Source organism: Pseudomonas sp. PDNC002, from assembly GCF_016919445.1.
GTDB lineage: Bacteria > Pseudomonadota > Gammaproteobacteria > Pseudomonadales > Pseudomonadaceae > Pseudomonas.
Window position 1 is genome coordinate 5820696 of the sequence record NZ_CP070356.1, and the last position, 23925, is coordinate 5844620.

Below are 23925 nucleotides of genomic sequence, written 5' to 3' on the forward strand. Positions count from 1 at the left end.
GCCGGGCAATTGCCCGGCTTTTTCATATCTGCGCCACGCGGAGCGCAGGGCCTGTAGGAGCGAGCTTGCTCGCGAACCGCTTGGCACCAATGCCGCCGGGCACAGTGTTCGCGAGCAAGGACTGGGCGTCCCCCTCGGTCCTACGAAGAGCCGTACGCCGCATTGAGCGGCCAATAAAAAAGCCGGGCAACGCCCGGCTTTTCCTTGCCTGGAGAATCAGGCGGCGAATCAGCCCTCGTTCGACGGCTTGCGCTTGAAGCGGCGAGCGATCCAGCCGATGGCCAGCGCCGGCACGATCCACAGCTTCTTCAGCAGGATCAGCAACGTGGCGAACAGGCCCGCCTTGGCGGCCACCTTGCCGGCAATCAGCGCGCCCAGGCCGTAGGCGGCGACCTTGTCCATGCTGGGGTTGAAGTCGACGTAGCGGTTGCCCGGGTTGAACTCGGTCATGGCCAGCACCTTGCCGACGTTCTTCTCGATCTCCGGCAACTGCTCCATCCCGGCAACGAAGTTCAGCACCAGCACACCTTTGCGGCCCAGCACGCGGATGTTGTAGTTCAGCGTATGGTCCTTGGCGTCGCCGAACTGCAGCTCCTTGGCCCAGTAGAGTTTCTTCTCGGCGGCATCGTAGCGCGGCGGCGCCGCCCAGCCGATCAGCTGGATGGCCTCGAAGCCTTGCTGCTCGCGCTGCGGGTTGGCTTCCTTCAGATCAGCCTGCATTTCCTTGAGCATCTCGGCGTAGTCGATCTTCGCCGCGTCCTCGTCGGAAACGTAGCCGCTCTCCTCATACTGCACAGTCACCGCCCAGGAGGCGGCGTCGAAGGGCGAGACACCGGCCGGCATCAGCATGCCCAACGGCGGCTCGGAGCTGGGTGGATTGCCCCAGGCTTCGAGCACACGCTCGGCATCGGCGCTGCCGAGGAAGACGAAATTGTCCGGCAGGTCGAAAGTCGCGAGGTTATCGCCGACTACCACCTTGCCCTTCTGGAAGTGCAGGCTGGCGACGAAGGTCTCGGGCGACATCTCCTCGTCCGACTCGGCGGCGGGAGCAGCGGCAGCCGCAGGGGCTTCGCTCTGGTTGGAGGTAGCAGGTGCAGCAAACGCCGGGGCGGCGACGGCCTGGGCGAGCAAGGCAACGAGGAAGAGGGCTTTGCCATCCATAGAGGTGAATCTCCTGAATCGAATCCATGACATCGGCGGCCACCCGTGGTGGCGCCGGGCACGGATTGTCTCACTGACCCAGTCGGTCTGTAACAGGAAATTTCCGCATTCGGGCACTGAGCCAACATTCACCTGTAGGAGCGAGCTTGCTCCTACATGAGGGCTGCCCTCACGGCTGGCTGGCGATGGCCTTTTCAATTGCCGCTTGCAGCTCGGGATCATCCGGCTTGGTCAGGCTGGAGAACTCCGCCACCACCTTGCCCTGACGGTCCACCACGTACTTGAAGAAGTTCCAGCGCGGTACCTGGTCAGCCTGTTGCGCGAGGTCCTTGAACAGCGGGATGGCTTCATCGCCGCTGACGTGCTGCACCGAGGTCATGTTGAAGGTCACGCCGTAGTTGCCGTAGCAGATCTTCGCAGTCTCGGCGGAGTCGGCATCTTCCTGCTTGAAGTCGTCGGAGGGCACGCCGAGCACTTCCAGGCCCTGGCCCTTGTACTTCTGGTAGACCGCTTCAAGGCCCTTGAACTGCGGGGTGAAGCCGCAGTGGCTGGCGGTGTTCACCACCACCAGCGGCTTGCCAGCGTAAAGCTCGCACAGGTCGAGCACATCCTTGGAGCGCAGCTTGGGCAGTTCGCCCTGGGTCTTGAGCAGCGCCGGGCAATCGGCGGCCTGGGCCGCCAGCGGCAAGAGAAGAGAGAGGGCGAGCAGGGAAAGACGCATGGCAGTGATCCTCGAATTATCCCGTCACGCTACCCCGCACGACGGGCATCAGCAACTGCCCATGCCCAACTGCATCAGCGCCAGCCCACCGCGCTGCCAACCCCACCAGGCGAGACCGGCCAGCGCCAGGCCAAGGCCCAGCACCAGTGCGATCAGCAGTGGGCGCCTCACACCGCCCCCAGCGCTGGGCGTTCGACCGGGCGCTCGCGGACCGGCCAGTTGAGCAGGCCGGCCAGCAGACTGAGGAGGATGGAAATCTGCCAGACCATGTCGTAGTTGCCGGTGTGGTCATACACGTAGCCACCCAGCCAGCCGCCGAGGAAGGCGCCGATCTGGTGGAACAGGAAGGTGATGCCTCCAAGCATCGACAGGTTGCGCACGCCGAACAGCGTGGCCACCGTGCCGTTGGTGAGCGGCACCGTGGACAGCCACAGCAGGCCCATGGCGATGCCGAATGCATAAGCCGTCCACACCGTCAGCGGCGCCCAGAGGAAGGCGACGATCACCACGCCGCGCAGCAGGTACAGGCCGGTGAGCAGCTTGGGCTTGCTCATTCGCCCGCCGAGCCAGCCGGCGATATAGGTGCCGAACACGTTGAACAGCCCCACCAGCGCCAACACGGTGGTGCCGACGGTTGCGGGCAGGTGGCGGTCCACCAGATAGGCCGGCAGGTGCACGCCGATGAACACCACCTGGAAGCCGCAGACGAAGAAGCCCAGGGACAGCAGCCAGAAGCCGGAATGCCCGGCAGCCTCGCGCAGCGCCTCGCCCAGCGTCTGTTCATGTCCCTGCATCGGCAGCGGCTTGTCCTTCATCAGCGCGGCCAGCGGCACGATCAGCGCCACCATCAGGCCAAGGGCGAGCAGCGCGGCGGACCAGCCGAGCCAGCTGATCAGCCCGAGCGTGCCGGGCAGCATGGCGAACTGGCCGAACGAGCCAGCCGCCGCCGAGATGCCCATCGCCATGCTGCGCTGCTCCAGCGGCACCGCACGGCCGACCGCACCGAGAATCACCGAGAACGACGTGCCAGACAGGCCGATGCCGATCAGCAGACCGGCGCTCATGGACAGGCTGAACGCCGAGTCGGAAAAACCCATCAGCACCAGGCCGATCGCGTAGAGGATGCCGCCCACCAGCACCGTACGCATCGCGCCGAAGCGGTCGGCAATAGCCCCGGTGAACGGCTGGGCGATGCCCCAGATCAGGTTCTGCAGGGCGATGGCGAAGGCGAAGGTCTCGCGCCCCCAGCCGAATTCGGCGCTCATCGGCGCCAGGAACAGGCCGAAGCCGTGGCGGGTGCCCAGGGACAGGGCGAGGATCAGGGCGCCGGATAGCAGTATCCAGAACCCCGTACGCGACAGCTTCGACATCACTTGCTCCTACACGGGTATATACCCGCTTCTAATCGTTCGTATCCAATGCACGCAGGCCCGCGCTAGCTCTCCAGCGCGGCCAGTTCATCCAGCAGGGCTTCCAGTTGGCGACGCTTTTCATCGCCCAGGTGGGAAGCCACATCCTGCTGCGCCGTGTCCCAGGCGTCCCGGCCACGCACGATGCGCTCGAGGCCCGCCGGGGTCAGCACGACTATTCGGTTGCGCTGATCCTCACCTTCCTCAAGGCACACCAAGCCTTCGCTCTCCAGCGGCTTGAGGTTGCGCCCGAGAGTGCTGCGGTCCAGCCCCATGGCCTCGGCCAGGTCGGAAATGCTCGGCTGCTCCAGCCGCGACAGATGCCGCAGCAGGGAGAATTGCGCAGTCGTCAGCCCGACGCCTTTCAAGGCATCGTCGTAGACCCGGGTCACGGCACGGGCCGAGCGGCGCAGTTTGGTACAGAGACATTGGGTGGTCAGCATGGGATACGTGTATATACCCGCAATCGATCAAGCGCAATGGCCAGCGCGACCGATTGTCCCATCTGCCAACGCCAGGCGTTGGCGCAGCCAAGGGCACCGCGCTGCGCCAACCGTATAACTGCGGGCATCCAGCCCCGCGCTTTCGACGGGGCGCATCACGGTCCGAGGTCCCCGATGCCCGTCTACAAAGCTCCGCTGCGCGACACCCGCTTCTTGCTCAACGAAGTCTTCGACTTCCCCGGCCACTACCAGAACCTGGTGAACGGCGGAGAAGCCACGCCGGACATGGTCGATGCCATCCTCGGCGAATGCGCCAAGCTCTGCGAAGAAGTGATCGCCCCGCTCTACCACAGCGGCGACGAGGAAGGCTGCCACCTGGAGAACGGCGAAGTGCGTACGCCCAAGGGTTTCAAGGAAGCCTACGACGCCTACGTCGCCGGCGGCTGGCAGGGCCTTTCGCACCCGGTGGAGTACGGCGGCCAGGGCCTGCCGATGAGCCTGGGCGCGCTCAAGCAGGAAATGCTGGGCACCGCCAACTGGCCGTTCTCCATGTACCCGGGCCTGTCGCTGGGCGCGATGAATACCGTGATGCAGCACGGTACCGAGGAACAGAAACAGACCTACCTCACCCCGCTCACCGAAGGCCGCTGGGGCGGCACCATGTGCCTCACCGAGCCGCAGTGCGGCACCGACCTGGGCCAAGTGAAGACCCGCGCGGAAACCAACGCCGACGGTAGCTACGCCATCACCGGCACCAAGATCTTCATCTCCTCGGGCGAGCACGACCTCACCGAGAACATCGTGCACATCGTCCTCGCGCGCCTGCCGGATGCTCCCAAGGGCACACGCGGCATCTCGCTGTTCATCGTGCCGAAATTCCTGCCGGGTGATGGCAGCGCGCTCGGCCCGCGCAACGGCGTGACCTGCGGCGCGCTGGAGAAGAAGATGGGCATCAAGGCCTCGGCCACCTGCGTGATGAACTTTGACGGCGCCACCGGCTACCTCATCGGCGAGCCGAACAAGGGCCTGGAGTGCATGTTCACCTTTATGAACAGCGCGCGCATTGGCACCGCCATCCAGGGCGTGGCCACCGCCGAACTGGCCTACCAGGGCGCGCTGGCCTATGCCCGCGAACGCCGCTCCATGCGCGCGCTCTCCGGCACCAAGGAGCCGGGCGAGATCGCCGACACGCTGATGCACCACGGCGATGTGCGCCGCATGCTGCTGACCCAGAAAGCCGTGGCCGAGGGCGGCCGCGCGCTGATCTATCTCGCCACCCAGTACGCCGACAAGATGATCCAGGGCCTGCTGACCCACTCCACCGCCGAGTACGACCGCTGGGACGACAAACTCGGCTTCCTCACGCCGATCCTCAAGGGCTGCCTGACCGAACTGGGCCTGGAGAGCGCCAACCTGGGCATGCAGGTATTCGGCGGCCACGGCTACATCAAGGAACACGGCATGGAGCAGATCGTCCGCGACGCGCGGATCGCCACGCTCTACGAGGGCACCACCGGCATCCAGGCGCTGGACCTGCTCGGCCGCAAGGTGCTGCTGATGACCCAGGGCAAGGCCGTGCGCGACTTCACCCGCCAGGTGGCGAAGTTTGCCGTCGACCTGCTCAAGCAGGAACCGGCCATGCGCGGCCGCGCGCTCACGCTGCTCAAGCTCTGCGCACAATGGAACATCCTCACGCTGCGCATCGCCCTCACCGCCCGCAAACAGCGTGACCTGGTGAGCACCGCCAGCCACGACTACCTGATGTTCTCCGGCTATGCCGCGCTGGCCTATTCCTGGGCGTTGCAGGAGGCCGCTGCACGCAAGCGCCTGCGCCAGGGCGGCAGCGAATCGAGCGACTTCTACAAGGCCAAGATCGCCACCAGCGACTTCTACTTCGCCCGCCTGCTGCCGCGCGCCAAGGGGCACGCGTCAGCGATGGCCAAGCCGGTGCGGTCGATCATGGGGTTGAAGACGGAGCATTTTGCGTTCGATTGACGGACAAACCGGTTACGGCCGTGATCCCCATCCTGAAGTTCGGCGCAAAGCATTCCCTCTCCCCCGCCCTGGCTGCGCGCCCCGCTCCGAAGGGAGAGGGAGCTGCCCGTGCCGGCTGACACCGGGGTTTCAACCTGTACCATACAGTCCCCTCTCCCTTCAGGGAGAGGGTTAGGGAGAGGGGCTCCCACCAGCTATTTCCGAAGGTGGGATCAGAGCGCCAACGCCACCAGCACCGCGCACTCGATCATCTCCAGCATCGCCCCGGCGGTATCCCCGGTCGTGCCACCCAGGCGGGCGATGAAGCGGCTGCGCAACCAGACGAACACCACCAGCGCGACCGCCAGCGCCAGCATGCCGGTCAGGCCCACCAACACCATCAACACAGCATTGGCCGCCAGCATCCAGGGCATCGCGCTGCGCGGCAGATGATCGGCCAGCGCCTGGCCCAGGCCGCCCTTGCGGGCGTAATCGGTGGTATAGAACAGCAGCGGCAACGCGCAGCGCCCCAGCCAGGGCGCCAGCAGCAACCCCCAGTGCTGATGGTTGCCGAGAATGGCGGTGATCGCCGCGAACTTCAGCAACAACAACAGCACCAGCGCGACGACAGCGGCCGGGCCGCAGCGCGGGTCCTTCATGATCGCCAGCGTACGTTCGCGGTCACCCAGCCCGCCGATCCAGGCGTCCGCCGTGTCGGCCAGGCCATCGAGGTGCAGCGCGCCGGTGAAGGCCACCCACACCAGAAGAATGAGTGCCGCCTGCAACAGCAGGTGCACGCCGCTGAGCAACTCGCCCATGGCGAACAGCACCGCACCGATCAGCAGACCCACCAGCGGGTAATACAGCGTGGCCCGGCCGAACTGCTGCGGCGTCGGCATGTGCCCAAGGCGCACCGGCAGGCGAGTCAGGAACTGCAACGCCACCAGCGGCAGGCACCAGTCACTGAGCTGGGCGGCGCGCGCGTCTTCGTCACTCTCTTCAGCAGGCGGCTCGGGTGCTTCCTGGTCGCGTTCCGGGTGCGGGTTGTTCATCAGGGGTCGACTTATGGTTGCGCTTTTTGGATACGCCAGCCGTCACCCTCGTGGGTCACGTCCAGCACCATGCATTCGCCGTGGGCCACCACCACTTCCAGCAGACGCTTCGCCGGCAGGCCGCTGGCCAGCGCGCCGAACAGGCGCATCACACCGCCATGGGTGACGACCAGTACAGAAGATCCGGCATGGGCCTGGTAGAGCCGCTCCAGCGCCGCGAAGACGCGGGACTCGAAATCGCCCATAGCCTCGCCGCCAGGTGGAGGGAAAGCGTAGGGATCGTCCCAGAAGCGCCCGAGCGCCTGGGCATCCGTCTCCATCAGCTTAGCTGGCGAAATGCCTTCCCACTGGCCGAAATCCAGCTCCTGCAATCCCGCCTCGAAGCCCAGCGGCAGGCCGTGGCGCGCCGCCAGCTCCTGGGCGAAGGCCGCGCAACGCTGCAACGGCGAGCTGACCAGCGCCGACCAGCGACACTCATCCCCCACCGCCGCGCGCATCTGTGCCCAGCCGGTCTCGGTCAGCGTGTCGTCCAGCCGTCCGCGAAAGCCGCCGCCGCGCTCGGTCTCGCCGTGGCGCAACAGCTCCAGGCGCAGCGTCACGCCGGGCGATCCGATACCGCCGCCTCGGCGAAGGTCGCCATCTCGCTGTGCAGCCGGCAGGCCTGACGCAGCAGCGGCACCGCCAGCGCCGCGCCGCTGCCCTCACCCAGGCGCAGGCCCAGGTCCAGCAACGGCTGCGCGTTGAGCGCAGCCAGCACACGGTTGTGTCCCGGCTCGGCACCGGCGTGAGCGAACAACAGCCAGTCGCGGCAAGCGGGATTCAGGTGAATCGCGCACAGCGCGGCAGTGCTACAGATGAAGCCGTCCACCAGCACAGGTATGCCCTTCTGCGCGCACGCCAGGTAGGCGCCGACCAGCGCGGCAATCTCGAAGCCGCCCAGGCGGCACAGCGCCTCGAAAGGCTCGTCGCAATGCGCGCGGTGCAGCGCCAGCGCGCGATCGATCACCTCGACCTTGCGGGCAACACCCTGCGTGTCCAATCCAGTGCCAGGGCCGACCAGCGCCCGGGCCGGTTCGTCGAGCAGGGCGCAGGCCAGCGCAGCGGCGGCACTGGTGTTGCCGATGCCCATCTCGCCGCCGATGAACAGCTCGGCGCCGGCCTGTTGCGCGCGGCGCACGGACTCGCGGCCGGTCTCCAGGGCGATCAGGCACTGCGCGGCGGTCATCGCCGGCTCCTTGGTGAAGTTTGCGGTGCCAGCACCAACCATCACATGCAGTACGCCCGGCAGCGGCTCCAGCGGCGTTGCCGTGCCGAGGTCGATGACCTCCAGGCGCGCATCGAGGTCGCGGGCCAGCACGCTGATCGCCGCGCCACCGCGCACGAAGTTGCGCAGCATCTCCACGGTGACCGCCTGCGGATAGGCCGACACACCTTCGGCGACCACACCGTGGTCACCGGCGAACAGGGCGATCCAGACATGTTCCAGGCCCGGTCGCTCGCGCCCCTGCAGGCCAGCAAGGCGGATGGTTTCCTCTTCCAGCCGGCCCAGCGCGCCGCGTGGCTTGGTCAATTGGTCCTGGCGCGCGGCGGCCTTGTCCTGCGCCACGCGGTCGATCGGCTGGGTACCTTGCAGCCACCATTGCAGACTCATAACGCTTCCCCCTTCAACACCATGGGCAGGCCGGCGACGGTGAACACCACGCGCTCGCTGACCTCGGCCAGGGACTGGTGCAACCAGCCGGCCTCGTCGACATATCGGCGGCTGAGTTCGCCCATCGGCACCACGCCCAGCCCGGTTTCGTTGCTGACCAGGATGATCCGCCCCGGCAGTTGCGGCAGCGCTTCCAGCAGCGCGTCGATCTCGCCGCGCAGGCGCCAGCCGTCTTCATGGATCAGCAGGTTAGTAACCCACAGGGTCAGGCAATCCACCAGCACGCAGTGGCCGGGGGCGGCCAGGCGCTCCAGTGCGTCGGCCAGGGCCAGCGGTTCTTCCACCAGGCCCCAGTGTTCCGGGCGGCGCTCGCGGTGCTGGAGGATGCGCGCGGACATCTCGCCGTCGCCAGCCTGGGCCGTGGCGACATAGGTGACCGGCAAGCCGCTTTCCTGCGCCAGGCGCTCGGCCAGGCGGCTCTTGCCCGAGCGGGCGCCGCCGAGGATCAGTTCAAGCATGGGTTCTTCCAGTAGGTCAGCCCCTGTAGGAGCGAGCTTGCTCGCGAACAGAGGTTTCCGGTCACGCCGGAGTCATGCGGTTCGCGAGCAAGCTCGCTCCTACAAAAAAGCGTGTCTCCGGCGTTATCCGTCGACTTCACGGCGAGGCGGGATGGCGGATAACCGCGAACGGTCATGCGCCCTGCAGTCCGCATAACAACCTCAGTTTTTCGGTATCCAGATGCGCCTCGACCTGATCGGCCAGGCGCTCGATGTCGCGTTCGCGCAAGGCGTGGTAATCGATGTGCTGCACCTCGCGCAGCCCGGCCCAGCGCAGCAGCGCGGCACTGGAGGCGGAGGACTCGAACAGCCCGTGCAGATAGGTGCCCATCACCTGGCCATCGTCGCTCAACGCACCATCGGCACGGCCATCGCTCAGGTGCACGGCGGGATTGGCCAGCGCCGGGCCTTCGGTGACGCCGGCGTGAATCTCGTAGCCGCTCACCGGCGCGTCTTCCAGCGCCAGCCGGCCGTTGACGTTGCGCAGTTGCTTCTCCGGTTCCAGCACAGTGCGCAGGTCCAGAAGGCCAAGTCCTTCGCTCTCCCCCGCCGCGCCTTCCAGGCCATGCGGGTCGGCAAGCGTATGGCCGAGCATCTGCAAGCCGCCGCAGATGCCCAGCACTTTGCCGCCGTAGCGCAGGTGGCGCTGGATCGCCACGTCCCAGCCTTGCGCGCGCAAGAAGGCCAGATCCGGCCGTACGCTCTTGGAGCCGGGCAGGATAATCAGGTCCGCCGGCGGGATCGGCTGGCCGGGGCCGACGAAGGTCAGCTCCACCTGTGGGTGCAGGCGCAGCGGGTCGAAGTCGGTGTGGTTGCTGATGCGCGGCAGCACCGGCACGACGACCCGCAGTCGCTCGCCAGTCTTGGTGGCCTGGCGAGTGTCGATGGCATCCTCGGCTTCCAGATGGAAATCCATCAGGTACGGCAGCACGCCCAGCACCGGTACGCCGGTGCGTTCTTCCAGCCAATCGAGGCCGTTCTGCAGCAGGGCGATGTCGCCGCGGAAACGGTTGATGACGAAGCCCTTCACCCGCGCCCGCTCGGTTTCGGACAGCAGCTCCAGGGTGCCCACGAGGTGGGCGAACACGCCGCCACGATCGATATCGGCGATCAGGATCACCGGGCAGTCCACCGCCTCGGCGAAGCCCATGTTGGCGATGTCGTTGGCGCGCAGGTTGATCTCCGCCGGCGAGCCCGCGCCTTCCACCATTACCACCGGGTACTGCGCGCTCAGGCGCTGGTGGGACTCGAGCACCGCCTGCATCGCCACGCGCTTGTAGTCGTGGTAGGCCACGGCGTTCATGCTGGTCACCGCGCGGCCATGGATGATCACCTGGGCGCCGGTGTCGCTGTTGGGCTTGAGCAGCACCGGGTTCATGTCGGTGTGCGGCGCCAGATTGCAGGCCTGAGCCTGCACCGCCTGGGCGCGGCCGATCTCGCCACCGTCGGCGGTCACCGCACTGTTGAGCGCCATGTTCTGCGGCTTGAACGGCACCACCGCTACGCCCTGACGGCGCAACCAGCGGCACAGCGCCGTCACCAGCGTGCTTTTGCCGGCATCCGAGGTGGTGCCTTGCACCATCAAGGTCGCGCTCTGAGCACTGGACAATGTCACCGCAGGCTCTCCATCTGGTTGAAGGTGCGCAGGCCGTGCTCCAGGCGCTCCCAGCCCTTTTCGTCCGGTGGGAGACCGAAACGCAGGCTGCCGGGCGTCTCGAACAGGCGCACGAGAATGCCCTGGCGCGCCAGGTGATCGCGCAGCGCGTGGGCGCGCATGGACACCACCCACTGGAACAATGATGTGCCGCCTTGGGGCGCGAAGCCGTGGTCGCCCAGCAGGCCAGCCAGGCGCCGACTCGCCTCGTTGAGGTCGCGGCGGCGCTGGATCTGCTCCTGGAACTCGCCCAGCACCGCCTGGGCAACCCAGCGCGTGGGGCCGTTCACCGCCCAGGGGCCGAGCAGTTTCGCCAGGCTCTCCAGCAGCCGCGGTTCGGCGAAGGCGAAGCCCAGCCGCGCACCGGCCAGGCCGAAGAACTTGCCGAAGGAACGCAGCACGATCAGCCCCGGCCGGCTGGCGCAACTGGGCGTCAGGCTGTGCTCGGGCGTGCAGTCCATGAAGGCTTCGTCCACCACCAGCCAGCCGCCGCGCTCCTGAAGGCGCGCGTGCCATTCCAGCAGTACGCCAGCCTCGATGCGCTTCCCCGTGGGGTTGTTCGGGTTGACCACCACCAGCACGTCGAAGCGCTCCAGGTGATGAGGCACTTCCTGGTCGCTGACTTCGCGCAGGATGTGTCCGGCGGCGCGCCAGGATTCGGCGTGCTCGGCATAACAGGGCGAAACCACGCCGACCTTGCCGGGCCTGCGCAGGCGCGGCAACAGCTGGATCGCCGCCTGGCTGCCGGGCAGAGCCAGCAGCTTCTCGGCGCCGTAGTAGCGGCGCGCGGCGGCTTCCAGGCCATCGCTGTCTTCGGGCAGGCGCATCCAGGCTGCCGCCGGCACGCTGGGCAGCGCCCAGGGCCAGGGAGAGATGCCGGTGGACAGGTCCAGCCACTCAGAGAGCGGAATTCCGTACTGCTGCGCCGCTTTGCGCAACCGGCCGCCATGTTCGAGCATCAGAGCACTCCCAGAATCAGGATGATCAGCAACCACAACAACACTCCCTGACGCACCAGGGCAAGCGCGCGCCAGATGTCCACAGCGGTCGGCGCCGGGCCTTCGCCCAACTGCGGACGCTCGTGGAGTTCGCCGTGGTAGCGGGCGGAACCGCCGAGCGAAACACCCAGCGCCCCCGCGCCGGCCGCCATCACCGGACCGGCGTTGGGGCTGTCCCATTTTGGCGCCTGCGTGCGCCAGCAGCGCAGGGCCAGCCGGGTGTGGCCGAGCAGCGCGTAGGTGAAGGCCACCAGGCGCGCCGGAATGTAGTTCAGCACATCGTCGATCTTCGCCGCCGCCCAGCCGAAGCGTTCGAAGCGTGCATTGCGGTAGCCCCACATGGCGTCGAGGGTGTTGCTCAGGCGATAGAGCACCACGCCCGGCGCTCCCGCCACGGCGAACCAGAACAGCGCGGCGAAGACCGCATCGCTGCCATTCTCCAGCACCGATTCGGTGGCCGCGCGGGCCACGGCGGTTTCGTCCAGCTCGGCGGTTTCGCGACTGACCACGTAACCCACGCGCAGGCGCGCTTCGTTCAGGTCGCCACTACGTAGCGCCAGCACCACCGGGTCGGCGTGCTCGCCCAGGCTGCGCAAGCCCAGCGCGGCGTACAGCGCCAACACCTGGACGATCCAGCCGACGTAGGGCAGCAGGCTCAGCAACAGCGCGATGAGGGTCAGCGGGATGACCGCGATGATCCACGCGGTGACGCCATGGCTGCGCCAGCCGAGGCCGGGGGTGTCACTCTTGGGCGTAGTGGTGCTCGCTGATACGCCCTCTCCCCAGCCCTCTCCCTGAAGGGAGAGGGAGCAGATCGGAGTTGCCGACCTGCTCAGCGTTTCGCCTGAAACTGAACAGTCCCCTCTCCCTTCAGGGAGAGGGTTAGGGAGAGGGTGCTCCGGAACCCGGGAACGATTGAAGCGCCGCTCCAACCGATCCGCCAGGCGCCCGAAAGCCACCAGCGGATGCCAGCGTTTCGGCTCGCCCAGCAGGGCGTCCAGTGCCACGCCGAGGACGCTCAGCAAGGCCAGGCTCATGCCTTCTCCCCCCAGCGGTTTTCGAACACCAACTCGTCCAGCGAGCGCGGTTGGCGCCAGCCCTCCAGGGCCAGCATCGGCGCCGGGTAGAACTCATTGACCGGCCCCAGGCAGATCACCGCAACCGCCTCGGCGCCGTCCGGCAGGCCAAGCAGGTCGCCCATTGCGACAGGATCGAACAGCGACACCCAACCCATGCCGAGCCCTTCGGCGCGCGAGGCCAGCCAGAGATTCTGGATGGCGCAGGAGAGCGAAGCGAGGTCCATGTTCGGCAGTGTGCGACGGCCGAAGACGTGCGCTTCGCGGCCATCCATCAAGGCGGCCACCAGCACTTCGGCGCAATCGAGCACGCCCTCGACCTTCAGCTTCATGAACTCGTCGGAGCGCTCACCCAGCGCCTCGGCCGTGCGCACGCGCTCCTCTTCGATCAGGCAATGGATCGACTGGCGCAACGCCCTCGAGGTCACGCGGATAAAGCGCCAAGGCTGCATCAGCCCGACGCTGGGCGCCTGGTGCGCGGCTTCCAGCAGGCGCGCGAGCAACTCGGGCGCCACCTCGCCGCCGCTGAAGTGGCGCATGTCGCGGCGCTCGGCAATGGCGCGGTAAAGCGCGGCGCGTTCCTCGGGGCTGTAGGCGTGGTCGGTCATGGTCTGAAGAGTGCGGCCGCGGCATCCGGATCGGATGGCAGGTAGAAGTGGATATAGGACGCCGTGAGACGGCCACGGCGGAATACCGCCTCGGCCACCGGCTTGTCGTTCGGACATACGCCACGGGCCAGCGGTACTTCCGCGCTGTCGAGCAACGAATGGTGGAAGGTGTGCCCGCGCAGGGTGCCTTCGGGCAGCGTCACGGCCTGCAGCGCCAGCGCGGCCAGGCGCTTCTGCATGCGCGCCTCGCCCGGCAGCAGGCCGAGCAGCTCCGCGCGTTCGCCGGCCACGTCGGTCAGGGCATCGAGCAGATAGAGCATGCCGCCGCACTCAGCGAGGATCGGCTTGCCCATCTCATGGTGGGCGTGAATCGCCTGGGCCATGGCGCGGTTGTCGGCCAGCGCTTGCAGGTGCAATTCCGGGTAGCCGCCGGGCAGGTAGAGGCTATCCACCTCCGGCAGCGATTCGTCACGCAGCGGCGAGAAGAACACCAGCTCGGCGCCCAGTTCGCGCAGCAGGTCGAGGTTGGCCTGGTAGAGGAAGGCGAAAGCATTGTCCCGCGCCACGCCGATACGCACGCCGTCGAGACCGGAAGATTCGCTGCGCGGCTCGGGCACGGCAAAGCTCACCGGTAAGGGCAGCTCGGTACTGGCACTGGCAGCCAGGGCATCGGCGGCGGCGTCCAGGCGTGCGTCGAGGTCGGCCAGTTCATCGGCCTGCACAAGCCCGAGATGACGGCTTGGCAACTCGACCTCGGTGTCACGCGGGAGTGCGCCATACCAGCGAATCCACTCGGGCAGGCTATCGCGCACCAGGTCGCGGTGGCGCTGGCTACCGATGCGGTTGGCGAGCACGCCGGAGAACGGCAGGTCCGGCTGGTAGGTGGCCATGCCAACGGCCATCGCGCCGAAGGTCTGGGCCATCGACTGGCCATTGATCACGGCCATCACCGGCACGTTGAAGCGCCGCGCGAGATCGGCGGCCGAGGGCGAGCCGTCGAACAGGCCCATCACGCCTTCGATGAGGATCAGGTCGGCCTCACCGGCCGCTTCCCAGAGCAACCGGCGGCTTTCGCTCTCGCCGACCATCCACAGGTCCAACTGATAGACCGGCGCGCCACTGGCGCGAGCGAGGATCATCGGGTCGAGGAAATCCGGGCCGCACTTGAACACCCGCACCTTGCGCCCGAGGCGCGTATGCAGGCGCGCCAGGGCGGCGGTCACGGTGGTCTTGCCCTGGCCGGAGGCGGGAGCGGCGATCAGTAGGGCGGGGCATTGGCGCGCATCGAGCATCAGGCGCGCTCCGTAGTAGCAGAAAAGGCGAAGAGCACCCTCACCCCAACCCTCTCCCAGGGGGAGAGGGGGCAGTTGGGTGCCATCTGCAGCAGTTGTGTCCGATGCACGACTATCGCGCCACCACCGAGCCCGCCAACAGCATCGACCGGCGAGCGCCGCAGTCCGACTGCACGCCGAACGGCCCCCTCTCCCCCTGGGAGAGGGCTGGGGTGAGGGCAAGCCACGAACATCAGAACTCCACCCCTTTCTGCGCCTTGATCCCAGCCTTGAAGGCATGTTTCACCAGGCCCATCTCGGTCACGGTATCGGCGGCCTCGACCATGGCCGGCTGCACCCCCCGACCGGTGGCGACCGCATGCTGCATCGGCGGACGGGCAGCAATATCGGCGAGCACCGTGTCCAGCTCCAGATAGCCGTGCTTGAGGGCAATGTTCACCTCGTCCAGCACTACCAGGCCAATCTGCGGATCGGCCAGCAGTTGGCGCGCCACGTCCCAAGCCGCCTGCGCCTTGGCGATATCGCGCTGACGATCCTGGGTTTCCCAGGTGAAGCCCTCGCCCATCACATGGAAGCTGACTTCCTCGGGGAAACGGCGGAAAAACGCTTCCTCGCCGGTGGTCGCGGCGCCCTTGATGAACTGCACCACGCCAACCTTCATACCGTGGCCCAGCGCGCGGGCGACCATGCCGAAGGCCGAGCTGCTCTTGCCCTTGCCGTTGCCACTGTTGACCAGGAACACACCGCGTTCGCCCTGGGCCTGGGCGATCTTCTCGTCGATCACCGATTTCTTGCGCTGCATGCGCGAACGGTGGCGTTCGTCCTTTTCAGGGGATTCAGTCATGGGGATTGCCTCTAGAAAGGGAGCGCGCACGCGCCAGCTCGCCGGCCGGGCGGCAGCGAGCGAAAAATGGGATGGACAGGAACGAACCGCCGGCGCGCAGCGACGCCATGCGGTAAAGGCCGCTCAGCGCGAAGGCTGTCGGCTTGGGAAACAGGGAATTCACCTGAAGGATTCTCCGCCGCTCTCACCCGCGCGGCACTGACCAGTCGGGGCAGGCGGAGGACATCGAACGCGCGGCGCCAGGGAGCGCCACGACGATCGGCAGCGCCTCCCGCGATGCCATGCGATGCAGCAGGCCGGTCTCCGGGCTTGCGAGTGAAGCCCGAGGGCTTTCGGAAAACCACGCCTTCCCATGCCAGTGGCACAGTGGCTCAGTGCGGTTCCAGACTCGCTTACCGTTGCGGGGGCAGCGCCGGAATGGTCGATGCAAGGATCGAATTCACCGGCTTCCCTGTTTCACCCTTGGCTTGCGCCGCGGGCACCTGAAGCAGGCGCGCAGCTTAGTGGTTGGCGGGCTGAGGCGTCAATTGAACAGGATGTCGCCATTGCCTTGAGCCAAGTCATGCAGGCGTCTAAAAAGGCCAGCACAAGCACACTGGTGGCAAAGGCGAACTCCGCTAGAATGCGTCTCATGACGACGACTGCCCAACCCGGCCAGCTTCAGCTCGACTCCGCCGCGACCCCGCCCTTGATGCACATCAGCGGCGACTGGACGCTCGCGCACTTCGCCACGCTGGAGTCCCAGGTGGCCGCCCAGCGGCACGCCGAATCCCCCGCCTTGCTGGACTTCACCGGCCTCGGCGCACTGGATACCGCCGGCGCCGCGCTGCTCGCGGAGATAATCGGCGGCGCGCGCATGAGCCAGCTCGACCAGATCGCCCGCAACCTCCCAGCCGAGCGCCAGGCACTGCTGCGCACCGTCGGCAGCGCCATCACCCAGTGCCGCCTGGACGAAAAAGGCCCGGCGCCGGGCAACGCACTGGTCGACGTGCTGGAGCGCATCGGCGTCGCCACCCTGACCTTCAAGGACCATCTGATCGGCGTGCTGGGCTTCATCGGCCTGACGCTACAGACGCTGGTGCGCAACCTGCTCCGCCCACGGCGCTGGCGCCTGACCGCACTGGCTGCGCACATGGAAGAAACCGGGCTGGACGCCGTGCCCATCGTCGCCCTGCTCACCTTCATGGTCGGCGCGGTGGTGGCCTTCCTCGGCGCCACGGTGCTGCAGAAATTCGGCGCGCAGATCTACACCGTCGACCTCGTGGGCTTCTCCTTCCTCCGTGAATTCGGCGTGCTGCTCACCGCGATCCTGCTGGCCGGCCGCACCGCCAGTGCCTTCACCGCACAGATCGGCTCGATGAAGGCCAACCAGGAGATCGACGCCATCCAGGCCCTGGGCCTCGACCCGGTGGAGTTGCTGGTGCTGCCGCGCGTGCTGGCCCTGCTGCTGACCCTGCCGATGCTGACCTTCCTGGCGATGATCTCCGGCATCTTCGGCGGCGGCGTGGTCTGTGCGCTGAGCCTGGACATCTCGCCGCGCATGTTCCTCTACATGCTGCAGAACGACATCGCCGTGCAGCACTTCCTGGTCGGCATCGTCAAAGCCCCGGTATTCGCCTTCATCATCGCCGTGATCGGCTGCCTGGAAGGCTTCCGCGTCAGCGGCAGCGCGCAGTCGGTGGGCGAGCACACGACTTCCAGCGTGGTCCAGTCGATCTTCGTGGTGATCCTGCTGGATGCGATGTTCGCGCTGTTCTTCATGGAGATGGGCTGGTGAGCGAACCGATCATCGTCGTCCGCGACCTGGCCAACCGCTTCGGCACCCACGCGGTGCACGAGCACCTGGACCTCGACGTGATGAAGGGCGAGATCCTCGGCGTGGTCGGCGGCTCGGGCACCGGCAAATCCGTGCTGCTGCGCAGCATCATCGGCCTGCGCCAGCCCAGCGAAGGCAGCGTCCACGTGTTCGGGCAGAACCTGCCGGCATTGGCGCCGCTGGAGCGCTCCAAGCTGGAACGACGCTTCGGCGTGCTGTTCCAGAACGGCGCGCTGTTCTCCTCGCTGACGGTGAGCGAGAACATCTGCCTGCCACTGATCGAGCACGCCGGCCTGTCGCGCAGCGATGCCGAGTTCATGGCCAAGGTGAAGATCTCCCTCGCCGGCCTGCCACCGGACGCGGGCGCCAAATACCCGGCCGAGCTGTCCGGCGGCATGGTCAAGCGTGCCGCGCTGGCCCGCGCCCTGGCGCTGGACCCGGACATCCTGTTCCTCGACGAACCCACCGCCGGCCTCGACCCCATCGGCGCGGCGGCCTTCGACCAACTCATCCTGACCCTGCGCGACGCGTTCGGCCTCACCGTGTTCCTGGTCACCCACGACCTCGACACCCTCTACACCATCTGCGACCGCGTCGCCGTGCTCTCGCAGAAGCGGGTGCTGGTGGTCGGCCCACTGGATCAGGTCGCCCAGACCGACGATGCCTGGGTGCAGGACTACTTCCACGGCCCCCGCGGCCGTGCCGCGCTGCAGGCCACCGAACACCTGCGGGAGGAAAACTGAAAATGGAAACCCGTGCCCATCACGTGCTGATCGGCCTGTTCACCCTCGTCGTGTCGATCGGCGCGCTGCTCTTCGCGCTCTGGCTGGCACAGTCGAGCAACGACCAGCGCTACAAGATCTACGACGTGATCTTCAGCGAGGCGGTGACCGGTCTGTCCGAAGGCGGCACCGTGCAGTACAGCGGCATCCGCGTCGGCGACGTGGTCTCGCTGCGCCTGGACCCGAACGATCCGCGCAAGGTCCGCGCGCGCATCCGCGTCTACGACAGCACGCCGATCCGCGAGGACACGCGCGCCAAGCTGGCCCTCACCGGCGTCACCGGCCAGGCCATCATCCAGCTCTCCAGCGCCGGCCAGGACAGCCCGTCACTGGAAAGCAAGGATGGTGGAATCCCGGTGATCAAGACCATCCCCTCGCCCTTCGCCAAGCTGCTGGCCAACGGCGAGGACATCGCCACCAACATCAACAACCTGATCAACAACGTGAACCGCATGTTCTCCCAGGAGAACGTCGACCGTATCAGCCGCACCCTGGACCACATCGACCAGGCAACCGGCGTGGTCGCCGAACAGCGCGACGACATCCGTCGAACCTTCAAGGAACTGGCTGCCGCCAGCGAGCAGGCGCGCATCACCCTGGCCAATGCCAGCCAGTTACTCGACCGCGCCAACCAGACCCTGGGCGGCAAGGGCCAGACGATCCTCGACGACACCCAGAAGACCCTCGCCGCGCTGCGCACCAGCAGCGAACGGGTGGAGCAACTGCTGAACAGCAACTACGACTCGGTGAACGGCGGCCTCAATGGCCTGGGCGAAATCGGCCCGGCGATCCGCGAACTGCGCTCCACCCTGGAAGACCTGCGCGGCGTCACCCGCCGCCTGCAGGAAAACCCCACCGGCTACCTGCTCGGCCGCGAACGCAACAAGGAGTTCCAGCCATGACCGCCCTTCCCCGCCTGCTCGGCGCCGCCGCCCTGGTCAGTCTGCTGGGCGCTTGCTCGATCCTCCCGGAAGCGGAAAGCCCGGACTTCTACCTGCTGCCGGCCACCCAGCAACCGGCGCGCAGCAGCGCGGCGGTGGATTGGTCGCTGCGGGTCAGCGCACCCACCGCGGGTCTGGCGCTGGACAGCAATCGCATCGCCGTGGTCCCGCAGGGCAGCCAGCTGAGCAGCTACCAGGGCGCGCGCTGGAGCAACCGCGCTCCGGGCCTGCTGCGTGATCGCCTGATCGACGCCTTCACCGCCAACGGCAGCGTCCACGCCCTGAGCAGCGACGAAGCCAGCCTGCAGGCCGACCTGGACCTGACCGGCGAGTTGCGCGCGTTCCAGAGCGAATACCAGAACGGCAAACCGGTGGTCCACATCCGTTATGACGCGCGTCTGGTGCGCACGCTCGGCCAACGCATCGTCGCCGCCCGCACCTTCGAGGTCCGCCAGCCTGTAGACGGTAAACAGGTGCCCGAAGTGGTCAATGCCTTCGGCAAGGCTGCCGACCATCTTTCCGCGCAGGTCGTGGAGTGGACGTTGCAGCAGGGGCAACTGAATCGCCCACAGGATGGCAGCACCCGATAGCCTGAAGACAACCGCATCACGTCCTGCTCAGGGCAGGTTGTGCGCTTGTCGTGTGATGGCTCAAGCTCGCGGGATTTCACCGACACGGAAGTTCGCATATGGACATGAACGCCTGGCTCCGCAGATTGCTGGGACGCCCTGCGGAGACGATCGACACCAACGTGATCCTTCTTCAGGACCGCCCCCTGAAAGCCTGGCCCGCGGAGCGCCAGAGTCTCTACGGTTTTCTCACCCGCTTCGCGGACCAGCCTGACGGTCTTCCCGACGACGCAACGACGCTGCCGGATGAAGTCCCCACGGCAGAGGGAGAATTGCGCTGGAGCGCCGGTGCCTTGGATGGCGTATTTGGCCACCATGGCAATACCGGGCAATCGGAGGAGGTAGAGCAACTGCTGGGCGAACTGCGCGCGGCTTGCGACAGCCCCGACTCCCCTGCCACGAACGCGCTGTACGAACACCTTTGCCGCGCCTCTCCCCTGGAATATCTCGACGCATTGATCGAGCGCCTGCCGGATTTCCCTGGTATCAGCAGAGACAAACTGGAGTCGCTGTCGCTCTGGCTGGCAACCGAAGCTCCCGACCGCGCCCCGGTGAAATTCGCCATGGCGATGCTGGGGGTTCTGGGAAACAGGAGTCATGTCGACATCCTCACCACACTCGGCCTGCATGAAGAGTTCACTTTGTACGCGGCCGTGGCGCTGGGGAACCTGCTGCCCTCAGCGGAGGCAGAGCAGCAACAGTGGCAGCTTGCCCGCAAGGTGCATGCCTGGGGACGCATCCATCTGGTCGAGCGCCTGGCAGAAACGCACAACTTGCAGATCAGAGATTGGCTACTGCGAGAGGGTTATCGCAACGGCGTGATGTACGAGTACCTCGCCTATAGCTGCGCGGTTGGTGGACAACTGGCCGCCGCGCTCTCGGTACCTGCCGTCGGACTGGATGACGAGCTGCTGAACTCTGCGGCGGAAATCCTCTCCGCCTTACTGTGCGGGGGTCCTGCCCGTGATATTCGCGACTATGCCGACGGTGCCTGGGCTTGCGACAGCTATCTCCTGCAAGTGACCAATCGCCGGAGCGACTCCCTGCAATCACTGGAAACCACCGGACAGATTCTCGAGTTTCTGAAAGGCAATGAAGATTGGGACGCCCTGGCAAAGTCCGGCTGGACGCTCCAAGCTCGTGAGCGCCTGACTGCCCGAGCGCAGGCCTTCATCAACAACCCCACCTGGCCAAGAGCAGTGCTGGCGGCGTTGCAGCAGGACGACGGGCAGAAGGTCTGGCAGGGAATATCCGCCGCAAGACTGCTTGATCTGGACATCTGGGAGCCGCTCCTCCTGCGTCAGGCTGAAGGACGCGGCGAGCACTGGTACCAATTGATGCAAACGGATGACAACGAGCGCATGCGGCGAGTACTGGACCTGGCGAGGCAGCAGCTGGATCTGGCCGCCATTGCCAGTGGCCCGGGCGAGACCCTCGGGCTGGGCCCGGCGTACCGTCAACACAGTGACCTCGACCTCATTTTGCAGGACCTCGATCGTTTCCCCGGCGAGGGCTGGGACCTGATTCGCATAGGCCTTCAAAGCCCGACAGTGCGCAACCGCAATATGGCGCTCAAGGCAATTTCGGCCTGGCCGCGAGAAATCTGGCCGGGCGACGCACTGCCGATGCTTCGTAAATGCCAGCAGTCAGACCCTGACGAATGCGTTAGGCAGCGCTGCGGGGAACTGCTGAAAGACCAGCATTGACTCCTGAGAGATGGCGGCCCGGGCCTGGCGCCGCCATCACGCGAACTAATGGCACTGGTAAGGGCTTTCGCTCTCTAGCTCCTGCTCCGTCTCCACGTCCCTGATGGTGACGATGGCCTTCGGATAGACCGAGCACAGCGAGTTTCGGACGGTATAGATGCCGCTGCCCTGGGCGAGGAACTTGCCTTTGCCCAGTTCCTTGCCGCTTTCATCGTGGGCGCTGACCTCGTAGTTGCCGGTCATGGTGATGCAGCCGGTGAGAGCCAGCAGGGACAGAATCGGGGCGATGTGCTTCATGAGGTCTCCATGGACGCGAGGCACCGCAGGGCGGCGCGATTGTCGTTCCGTGACGTGTTCGCGAGTGCGGGAAATGCCAGCCGGCATGGCCAGGTGGATGCGCATACGACTGAAGACAATCGGCGCAGTTCAGCCAGCGGACCCGCAAGGACGCTGGCTGACGGGGTTTCGGACGAGAGGTCGCCTCAGCGCTTGCCCATCGAGCGACGCGAACCGCGCGGATGCGGTGGGCGGAACTCCGCCTTGTCGTGGGCCTTGCGATGCTGGTAGCCGGAGGCGGCCTGCTTCTGTGCGGCCAGCGCGGCCTTGGCCAGTTCGGCCAGGGACAGCTGGGGTTGTTCCTGAGTGTTGTCCGCGCTGTCATCGCGCGGCGGCTGCTGAGAGGACGTCATGGGTGAACCGAATTGAAAGAGTTTGACCGGCGCCCATGATAGCCGAAGAAGCCCTATTCACGCTGCTGTCCGCTCGGAGGAATCTCACGAGCGGTGCCGACGGCCTTTCAGATTCGACCTTCAGCTCGGCGGGAACTTGGTATCCGGACGCATCACATACTCGGCTGCTTCCTTATCGGTCAGCACCCAGATCTGGCTGATGCGGCTATCCAGGCCGACCTTAATGCCAACGAACCTTCCGGTGATTTGCGGCAGCAGGCCATAGACCATGAAGCGGTTGTTCTGGTCACGGATACGAACGGAGACGGAGAGCGGATAGCTGACGGTCTTCTGATACAACCCGAGTGTCATCACCCGGCGCAGCAGGCTCGGTTTCGGGCGTTTCAGCGTGATGACCGGATATGCCGCGCTGTCGACGAAGCCCACCATCATCCCTGAAGGAATCACTCGATCGGCCAGCGCCGGCGCACTCATCCCCAGCAGCAGGGCGAAGGCCCCAAGCAGCCGGATCGACCATCGTTGCAGCGAAGTGCGTGAAAGTACCGCTGAAATCATTGGAGTCCCCGCCCTGGTTTCCTGTTTTCATCATCTGTCCGGTTGCAGATCCGGATCTGAGGGTGGAGCGTAGCGGTTCGCCGCGGCAATGTCCGCACATTGATTCACAGCATCCGGGATTCATGATCGTCGAAGCTCACCGCCCAACCGATCGCCCCGCACGCGACATTCCCATGCAACGCCGCGTCACCACTCGCCCAACACGTTGCGACCCGTACGCACGCGCTCTATCGTGAGTCTCCGTCGCTGAACCGAGACCCTGCCATGAGCGATCTGCGCGAAGCCCTCGCCCGCTTTCCCCGCCTAGACCTGGCCGGCGGCCCAACGCCACTGGAAAAGCTCGAGCGTCTCGGCGCGCAATTGGGTCGCGACCTGTACGTGAAGCGTGACGACACCACGCCCTTCGCGCTGGGCGGCAACAAGGTGCGCAAGCTGGAATTCTTCGCCGCCGATGCCCTGAAGGCCGGCGCCGATACGCTGGTCACCGCTGGCGCGATCCAGTCCAACCATGTGCGCCAGACTGCCGCCGTCGCGGCGAAGCTCGGCCTGCGCTGCGTGGCGTTGCTGGAAAACCCGATTGGCACCGATGACCGCAATTACCTGAGCAACGGCAACCGCCTGCTGCTGGACCTGTTTGGCACCGAAGTCGAACTCGTGCCCAATCTCGACAACGCGGACGAGTTGCTGGCGCAGACCGGCGAACGTCTGCGCCGCGAAGGTCGCAAGCCCTACCTCGTGCCCATTGGCGGCTCCAACGCGCTGGGCGCCCTGGGCTATGTGCGCGCTGGGCTCGAGCTGGCAGAACAGATTCGTGTCGGCGGCCAGGAGTTCTCCGCCGTGGTGCTAGCCTCCGGCAGTGCGGGCACCCATGCGGGCCTGGCGATTGCGCTGGCCGATGCCTTGCCGGAACTGGACGTCATCGGGGTGACCGTCTCGCGCACCGACGCCGCGCAGCGGCCGAAGGTGGAAGGGCTGGTTGGGTCCACGCTGGAACTGCTCGGCCACAACGCGTCTGCCCAGCCGACCATACAACTATGGGACGAGTATTTCGGCCCGCGCTACGGCGAGCCCAATGCCGGCACACTGGAGGCGGTGCGCCTGCTGGCGAGCCAGGAAGGCCTGCTGCTGGACCCGGTCTACACCGGCAAGGCCATGGCCGGATTGCTCGACGGCATCCGCCGTGATCGCTTTGTGAAACCCGGGCCTATCCTCTTCCTGCACACCGGCGGGTCGCCGGCATTGTTCGCCTATCATTCGGCGACTTGACTTACATGCCAAACAGAACTAGGCATGTAATTTTTTATTATTTTATTGCATAACGATTCCGACCCTATAGTCGCCTCGCGTTGACTAACCTGCTTAAAACA

At 66.2% G+C, this 23925-nt stretch carries 25 protein-coding genes and 1 riboswitch; of the genes, 7 read left to right on the top strand and 18 right to left on the bottom strand.

Going from position 1 to position 23925, the window contains the following annotated elements; all coding sequences use genetic code 11:
* Window positions 1–228: 228 nt before the first annotated feature.
* The 5 genes from JVX91_RS26305 to JVX91_RS26320 all read right to left on the bottom strand — a co-directional run bounded on the left by JVX91_RS26305 (window position 229) and on the right by JVX91_RS26320 (window position 3734).
* Complete coding sequence (locus tag JVX91_RS26305; RefSeq protein WP_205336975.1) at window positions 229–1161, bottom strand: DUF2167 domain-containing protein; 933 nt, start codon at window positions 1159–1161, stop codon at window positions 229–231.
* A gap of 169 nt (window positions 1162–1330) precedes the next feature.
* Complete coding sequence (locus tag JVX91_RS26310; protein ID WP_205336976.1) at window positions 1331–1882, bottom strand: glutathione peroxidase; 552 nt, start codon at window positions 1880–1882, stop codon at window positions 1331–1333.
* Window positions 1883–1930: 48 nt separating this feature from the next.
* On the bottom strand, window positions 1931–2053 hold the full coding sequence (locus JVX91_RS29165) for a hypothetical protein (protein WP_275892394.1): 123 nt from the start codon (window positions 2051–2053) through the stop codon (window positions 1931–1933).
* On the bottom strand, window positions 2050–3243 hold the full coding sequence (locus tag JVX91_RS26315; RefSeq protein ID WP_205340108.1) for an MFS transporter: 1194 nt from the start codon (window positions 3241–3243) through the stop codon (window positions 2050–2052). The genes JVX91_RS29165 and JVX91_RS26315 overlap by 4 nt, the downstream gene beginning before the upstream one ends.
* A gap of 74 nt (window positions 3244–3317) precedes the next feature.
* Entirely contained in the window at window positions 3318–3734 is a 417-nt protein-coding gene (locus JVX91_RS26320; RefSeq protein WP_205336977.1) for a MarR family winged helix-turn-helix transcriptional regulator, read from the bottom strand.
* 174 nt (window positions 3735–3908) lie between these two features.
* Between JVX91_RS26320 and JVX91_RS26325 the strand changes: the two genes are divergently transcribed.
* Window positions 3909–5729 (top strand): acyl-CoA dehydrogenase C-terminal domain-containing protein, encoded by a 1821-nt coding sequence (locus tag JVX91_RS26325; protein WP_205336978.1) that lies wholly within the window; start codon window positions 3909–3911, stop codon window positions 5727–5729.
* A gap of 212 nt (window positions 5730–5941) precedes the next feature.
* Here JVX91_RS26325 and JVX91_RS26330 read toward each other — a convergent pair whose 3' ends face one another.
* The 10 genes from JVX91_RS26330 to cobO all read right to left on the bottom strand — a co-directional run bounded on the left by JVX91_RS26330 (window position 5942) and on the right by cobO (window position 15440).
* Entirely contained in the window at window positions 5942–6760 is an 819-nt protein-coding gene (locus JVX91_RS26330; RefSeq protein WP_205336979.1) for an adenosylcobinamide-GDP ribazoletransferase, read from the bottom strand.
* Between the two features lie 11 nt (window positions 6761–6771).
* A complete protein-coding gene (gene cobC / locus JVX91_RS26335; protein WP_205336980.1) occupies window positions 6772–7359 on the bottom strand; it encodes an alpha-ribazole phosphatase family protein in 588 nt (195 codons plus the stop codon).
* Window positions 7356–8411 carry a nicotinate-nucleotide--dimethylbenzimidazole phosphoribosyltransferase gene (cobT, locus tag JVX91_RS26340; RefSeq protein WP_205336981.1) on the bottom strand — a complete coding sequence of 352 codons (1056 nt, stop codon included), beginning with the start codon at window positions 8409–8411 and terminating at the stop codon, window positions 7356–7358. The genes cobC and cobT overlap by 4 nt, the downstream gene beginning before the upstream one ends.
* On the bottom strand, window positions 8408–8929 hold the full coding sequence (gene cobU, locus JVX91_RS26345) for a bifunctional adenosylcobinamide kinase/adenosylcobinamide-phosphate guanylyltransferase (protein WP_205336982.1): 522 nt from the start codon (window positions 8927–8929) through the stop codon (window positions 8408–8410). Before cobU ends, cobT begins: the two co-directional genes overlap by 4 nt.
* A 172-nt stretch (window positions 8930–9101) precedes the next feature.
* Window positions 9102–10550, bottom strand: a complete 1449-nt coding sequence (locus JVX91_RS26350) for a cobyric acid synthase (protein WP_205340109.1) — start codon at window positions 10548–10550, stop codon at window positions 9102–9104.
* A gap of 29 nt (window positions 10551–10579) precedes the next feature.
* Window positions 10580–11581 carry a threonine-phosphate decarboxylase CobD gene (cobD, locus tag JVX91_RS26355; RefSeq protein WP_205336983.1) on the bottom strand — a complete coding sequence of 334 codons (1002 nt, stop codon included), beginning with the start codon at window positions 11579–11581 and terminating at the stop codon, window positions 10580–10582.
* Complete coding sequence (gene cbiB / locus JVX91_RS26360) at window positions 11581–12657, bottom strand: adenosylcobinamide-phosphate synthase CbiB (RefSeq protein ID WP_205336984.1); 1077 nt, start codon at window positions 12655–12657, stop codon at window positions 11581–11583. Before cbiB ends, cobD begins: the two co-directional genes overlap by 1 nt.
* Window positions 12654–13304: a 5,6-dimethylbenzimidazole synthase gene (gene bluB / locus JVX91_RS26365; RefSeq protein WP_205336985.1), complete on the bottom strand. Its 651-nt coding sequence runs from the start codon at window positions 13302–13304 to the stop codon at window positions 12654–12656. Before bluB ends, cbiB begins: the two co-directional genes overlap by 4 nt.
* On the bottom strand, window positions 13301–14596 hold the full coding sequence (locus JVX91_RS26370; protein WP_205336986.1) for a cobyrinate a,c-diamide synthase: 1296 nt from the start codon (window positions 14594–14596) through the stop codon (window positions 13301–13303). Before JVX91_RS26370 ends, bluB begins: the two co-directional genes overlap by 4 nt.
* A gap of 232 nt (window positions 14597–14828) precedes the next feature.
* Entirely contained in the window at window positions 14829–15440 is a 612-nt protein-coding gene (gene cobO, locus JVX91_RS26375) for a cob(I)yrinic acid a,c-diamide adenosyltransferase (protein WP_205336987.1), read from the bottom strand.
* Between the two features lie 276 nt (window positions 15441–15716).
* Window positions 15717–15941: riboswitch (cobalamin riboswitch) on the bottom strand.
* A 130-nt stretch (window positions 15942–16071) separates the two neighbouring features.
* On the opposite strand from cobO, the gene JVX91_RS26380 reads away from it, so the two are divergent.
* The 5 genes from JVX91_RS26380 (at window position 16072) to JVX91_RS26400 (ending at window position 21314) form a co-directional block, all read left to right on the top strand.
* Window positions 16072–17217 (top strand): MlaE family lipid ABC transporter permease subunit, encoded by a 1146-nt coding sequence (locus JVX91_RS26380; RefSeq protein ID WP_205336988.1) that lies wholly within the window; start codon window positions 16072–16074, stop codon window positions 17215–17217.
* Complete coding sequence (locus JVX91_RS26385) at window positions 17214–17999, top strand: ATP-binding cassette domain-containing protein (protein ID WP_205336989.1); 786 nt, start codon at window positions 17214–17216, stop codon at window positions 17997–17999. Before JVX91_RS26380 ends, JVX91_RS26385 begins: the two co-directional genes overlap by 4 nt.
* 2 nt (window positions 18000–18001) lie before the next feature.
* Window positions 18002–18940 (top strand): MlaD family protein, encoded by a 939-nt coding sequence (locus JVX91_RS26390; protein WP_205336990.1) that lies wholly within the window; start codon window positions 18002–18004, stop codon window positions 18938–18940.
* Window positions 18937–19569, top strand: a complete 633-nt coding sequence (locus JVX91_RS26395) for an ABC-type transport auxiliary lipoprotein family protein (RefSeq protein ID WP_205336991.1) — start codon at window positions 18937–18939, stop codon at window positions 19567–19569. Before JVX91_RS26390 ends, JVX91_RS26395 begins: the two co-directional genes overlap by 4 nt.
* A 98-nt stretch (window positions 19570–19667) precedes the next feature.
* Complete coding sequence (locus JVX91_RS26400; RefSeq protein WP_205336992.1) at window positions 19668–21314, top strand: hypothetical protein; 1647 nt, start codon at window positions 19668–19670, stop codon at window positions 21312–21314.
* Between the two features lie 45 nt (window positions 21315–21359).
* Here the strand turns inward: JVX91_RS26400 and JVX91_RS26405 are convergent, their stop codons facing one another.
* The 3 genes from JVX91_RS26405 to JVX91_RS26415 form a co-directional block, all read right to left on the bottom strand.
* Entirely contained in the window at window positions 21360–21611 is a 252-nt protein-coding gene (locus JVX91_RS26405) for a hypothetical protein (protein ID WP_205336993.1), read from the bottom strand.
* A gap of 185 nt (window positions 21612–21796) precedes the next feature.
* Window positions 21797–22003: a hypothetical protein gene (locus JVX91_RS26410; protein ID WP_205336994.1), complete on the bottom strand. Its 207-nt coding sequence runs from the start codon at window positions 22001–22003 to the stop codon at window positions 21797–21799.
* A gap of 120 nt (window positions 22004–22123) precedes the next feature.
* Window positions 22124–22477, bottom strand: coding sequence for a hypothetical protein (locus tag JVX91_RS26415; RefSeq protein ID WP_345890299.1), 354 nt, complete (start codon window positions 22475–22477; stop codon window positions 22124–22126).
* A gap of 345 nt (window positions 22478–22822) precedes the next feature.
* Between JVX91_RS26415 and JVX91_RS26420 the strand changes: the two genes are divergently transcribed.
* The gene (locus JVX91_RS26420) at window positions 22823–23824 is read left to right on the top strand and encodes a D-cysteine desulfhydrase (protein ID WP_205336995.1); all 1002 of its coding nucleotides are present in this window, start codon (window positions 22823–22825) and stop codon (window positions 23822–23824) included.
* Window positions 23825–23925 lie beyond the last annotated feature (101 nt).

Excerpts from the sequence above, each read along its gene's own strand:
- JVX91_RS26410 (WP_205336994.1), bottom strand. The coding sequence starts at position 22,003 with ATGACGTCCTCTCAGCAGCCGCCGCGCGATGACAGCGCGGACAACACT.
- JVX91_RS26370 (WP_205336986.1), bottom strand. The coding sequence starts at position 14,596 with ATGCTCGATGCGCGCCAATGCCCCGCCCTACTGATCGCCGCTCCCGCC.
- JVX91_RS26380 (WP_205336988.1), top strand. The coding sequence starts at position 16,072 with ATGACGACGACTGCCCAACCCGGCCAGCTTCAGCTCGACTCCGCCGCG.
- JVX91_RS26325 (WP_205336978.1), top strand. The coding sequence starts at position 3,909 with ATGCCCGTCTACAAAGCTCCGCTGCGCGACACCCGCTTCTTGCTCAAC.
- cobO (WP_205336987.1), bottom strand. The coding sequence starts at position 15,440 with ATGACTGAATCCCCTGAAAAGGACGAACGCCACCGTTCGCGCATGCAG.
- JVX91_RS26420 (WP_205336995.1), top strand. The coding sequence starts at position 22,823 with ATGAGCGATCTGCGCGAAGCCCTCGCCCGCTTTCCCCGCCTAGACCTG.
- JVX91_RS26405 (WP_205336993.1), bottom strand. The coding sequence starts at position 21,611 with ATGAAGCACATCGCCCCGATTCTGTCCCTGCTGGCTCTCACCGGCTGC.
- JVX91_RS26415 (WP_345890299.1), bottom strand. The coding sequence starts at position 22,477 with ATGAGTGCGCCGGCGCTGGCCGATCGAGTGATTCCTTCAGGGATGATG.
- JVX91_RS26330 (WP_205336979.1), bottom strand. The coding sequence starts at position 6,760 with ATGAACAACCCGCACCCGGAACGCGACCAGGAAGCACCCGAGCCGCCT.
- JVX91_RS26400 (WP_205336992.1), top strand. The coding sequence starts at position 19,668 with ATGGACATGAACGCCTGGCTCCGCAGATTGCTGGGACGCCCTGCGGAG.
- JVX91_RS26305 (WP_205336975.1), bottom strand. The coding sequence starts at position 1,161 with ATGGATGGCAAAGCCCTCTTCCTCGTTGCCTTGCTCGCCCAGGCCGTC.
- JVX91_RS26390 (WP_205336990.1), top strand. The coding sequence starts at position 18,002 with ATGGAAACCCGTGCCCATCACGTGCTGATCGGCCTGTTCACCCTCGTC.
- JVX91_RS26320 (WP_205336977.1), bottom strand. The coding sequence starts at position 3,734 with ATGCTGACCACCCAATGTCTCTGTACCAAACTGCGCCGCTCGGCCCGT.
- JVX91_RS26350 (WP_205340109.1), bottom strand. The coding sequence starts at position 10,550 with ATGGTGCAAGGCACCACCTCGGATGCCGGCAAAAGCACGCTGGTGACG.
- cobU (WP_205336982.1), bottom strand. The coding sequence starts at position 8,929 with ATGCTTGAACTGATCCTCGGCGGCGCCCGCTCGGGCAAGAGCCGCCTG.
- JVX91_RS26395 (WP_205336991.1), top strand. The coding sequence starts at position 18,937 with ATGACCGCCCTTCCCCGCCTGCTCGGCGCCGCCGCCCTGGTCAGTCTG.
- JVX91_RS26310 (WP_205336976.1), bottom strand. The coding sequence starts at position 1,882 with ATGCGTCTTTCCCTGCTCGCCCTCTCTCTTCTCTTGCCGCTGGCGGCC.
- cobT (WP_205336981.1), bottom strand. The coding sequence starts at position 8,411 with ATGAGTCTGCAATGGTGGCTGCAAGGTACCCAGCCGATCGACCGCGTG.
- cbiB (WP_205336984.1), bottom strand. The coding sequence starts at position 12,657 with ATGAGCCTGGCCTTGCTGAGCGTCCTCGGCGTGGCACTGGACGCCCTG.
- cobD (WP_205336983.1), bottom strand. The coding sequence starts at position 11,581 with ATGCTCGAACATGGCGGCCGGTTGCGCAAAGCGGCGCAGCAGTACGGA.
- bluB (WP_205336985.1), bottom strand. The coding sequence starts at position 13,304 with ATGACCGACCACGCCTACAGCCCCGAGGAACGCGCCGCGCTTTACCGC.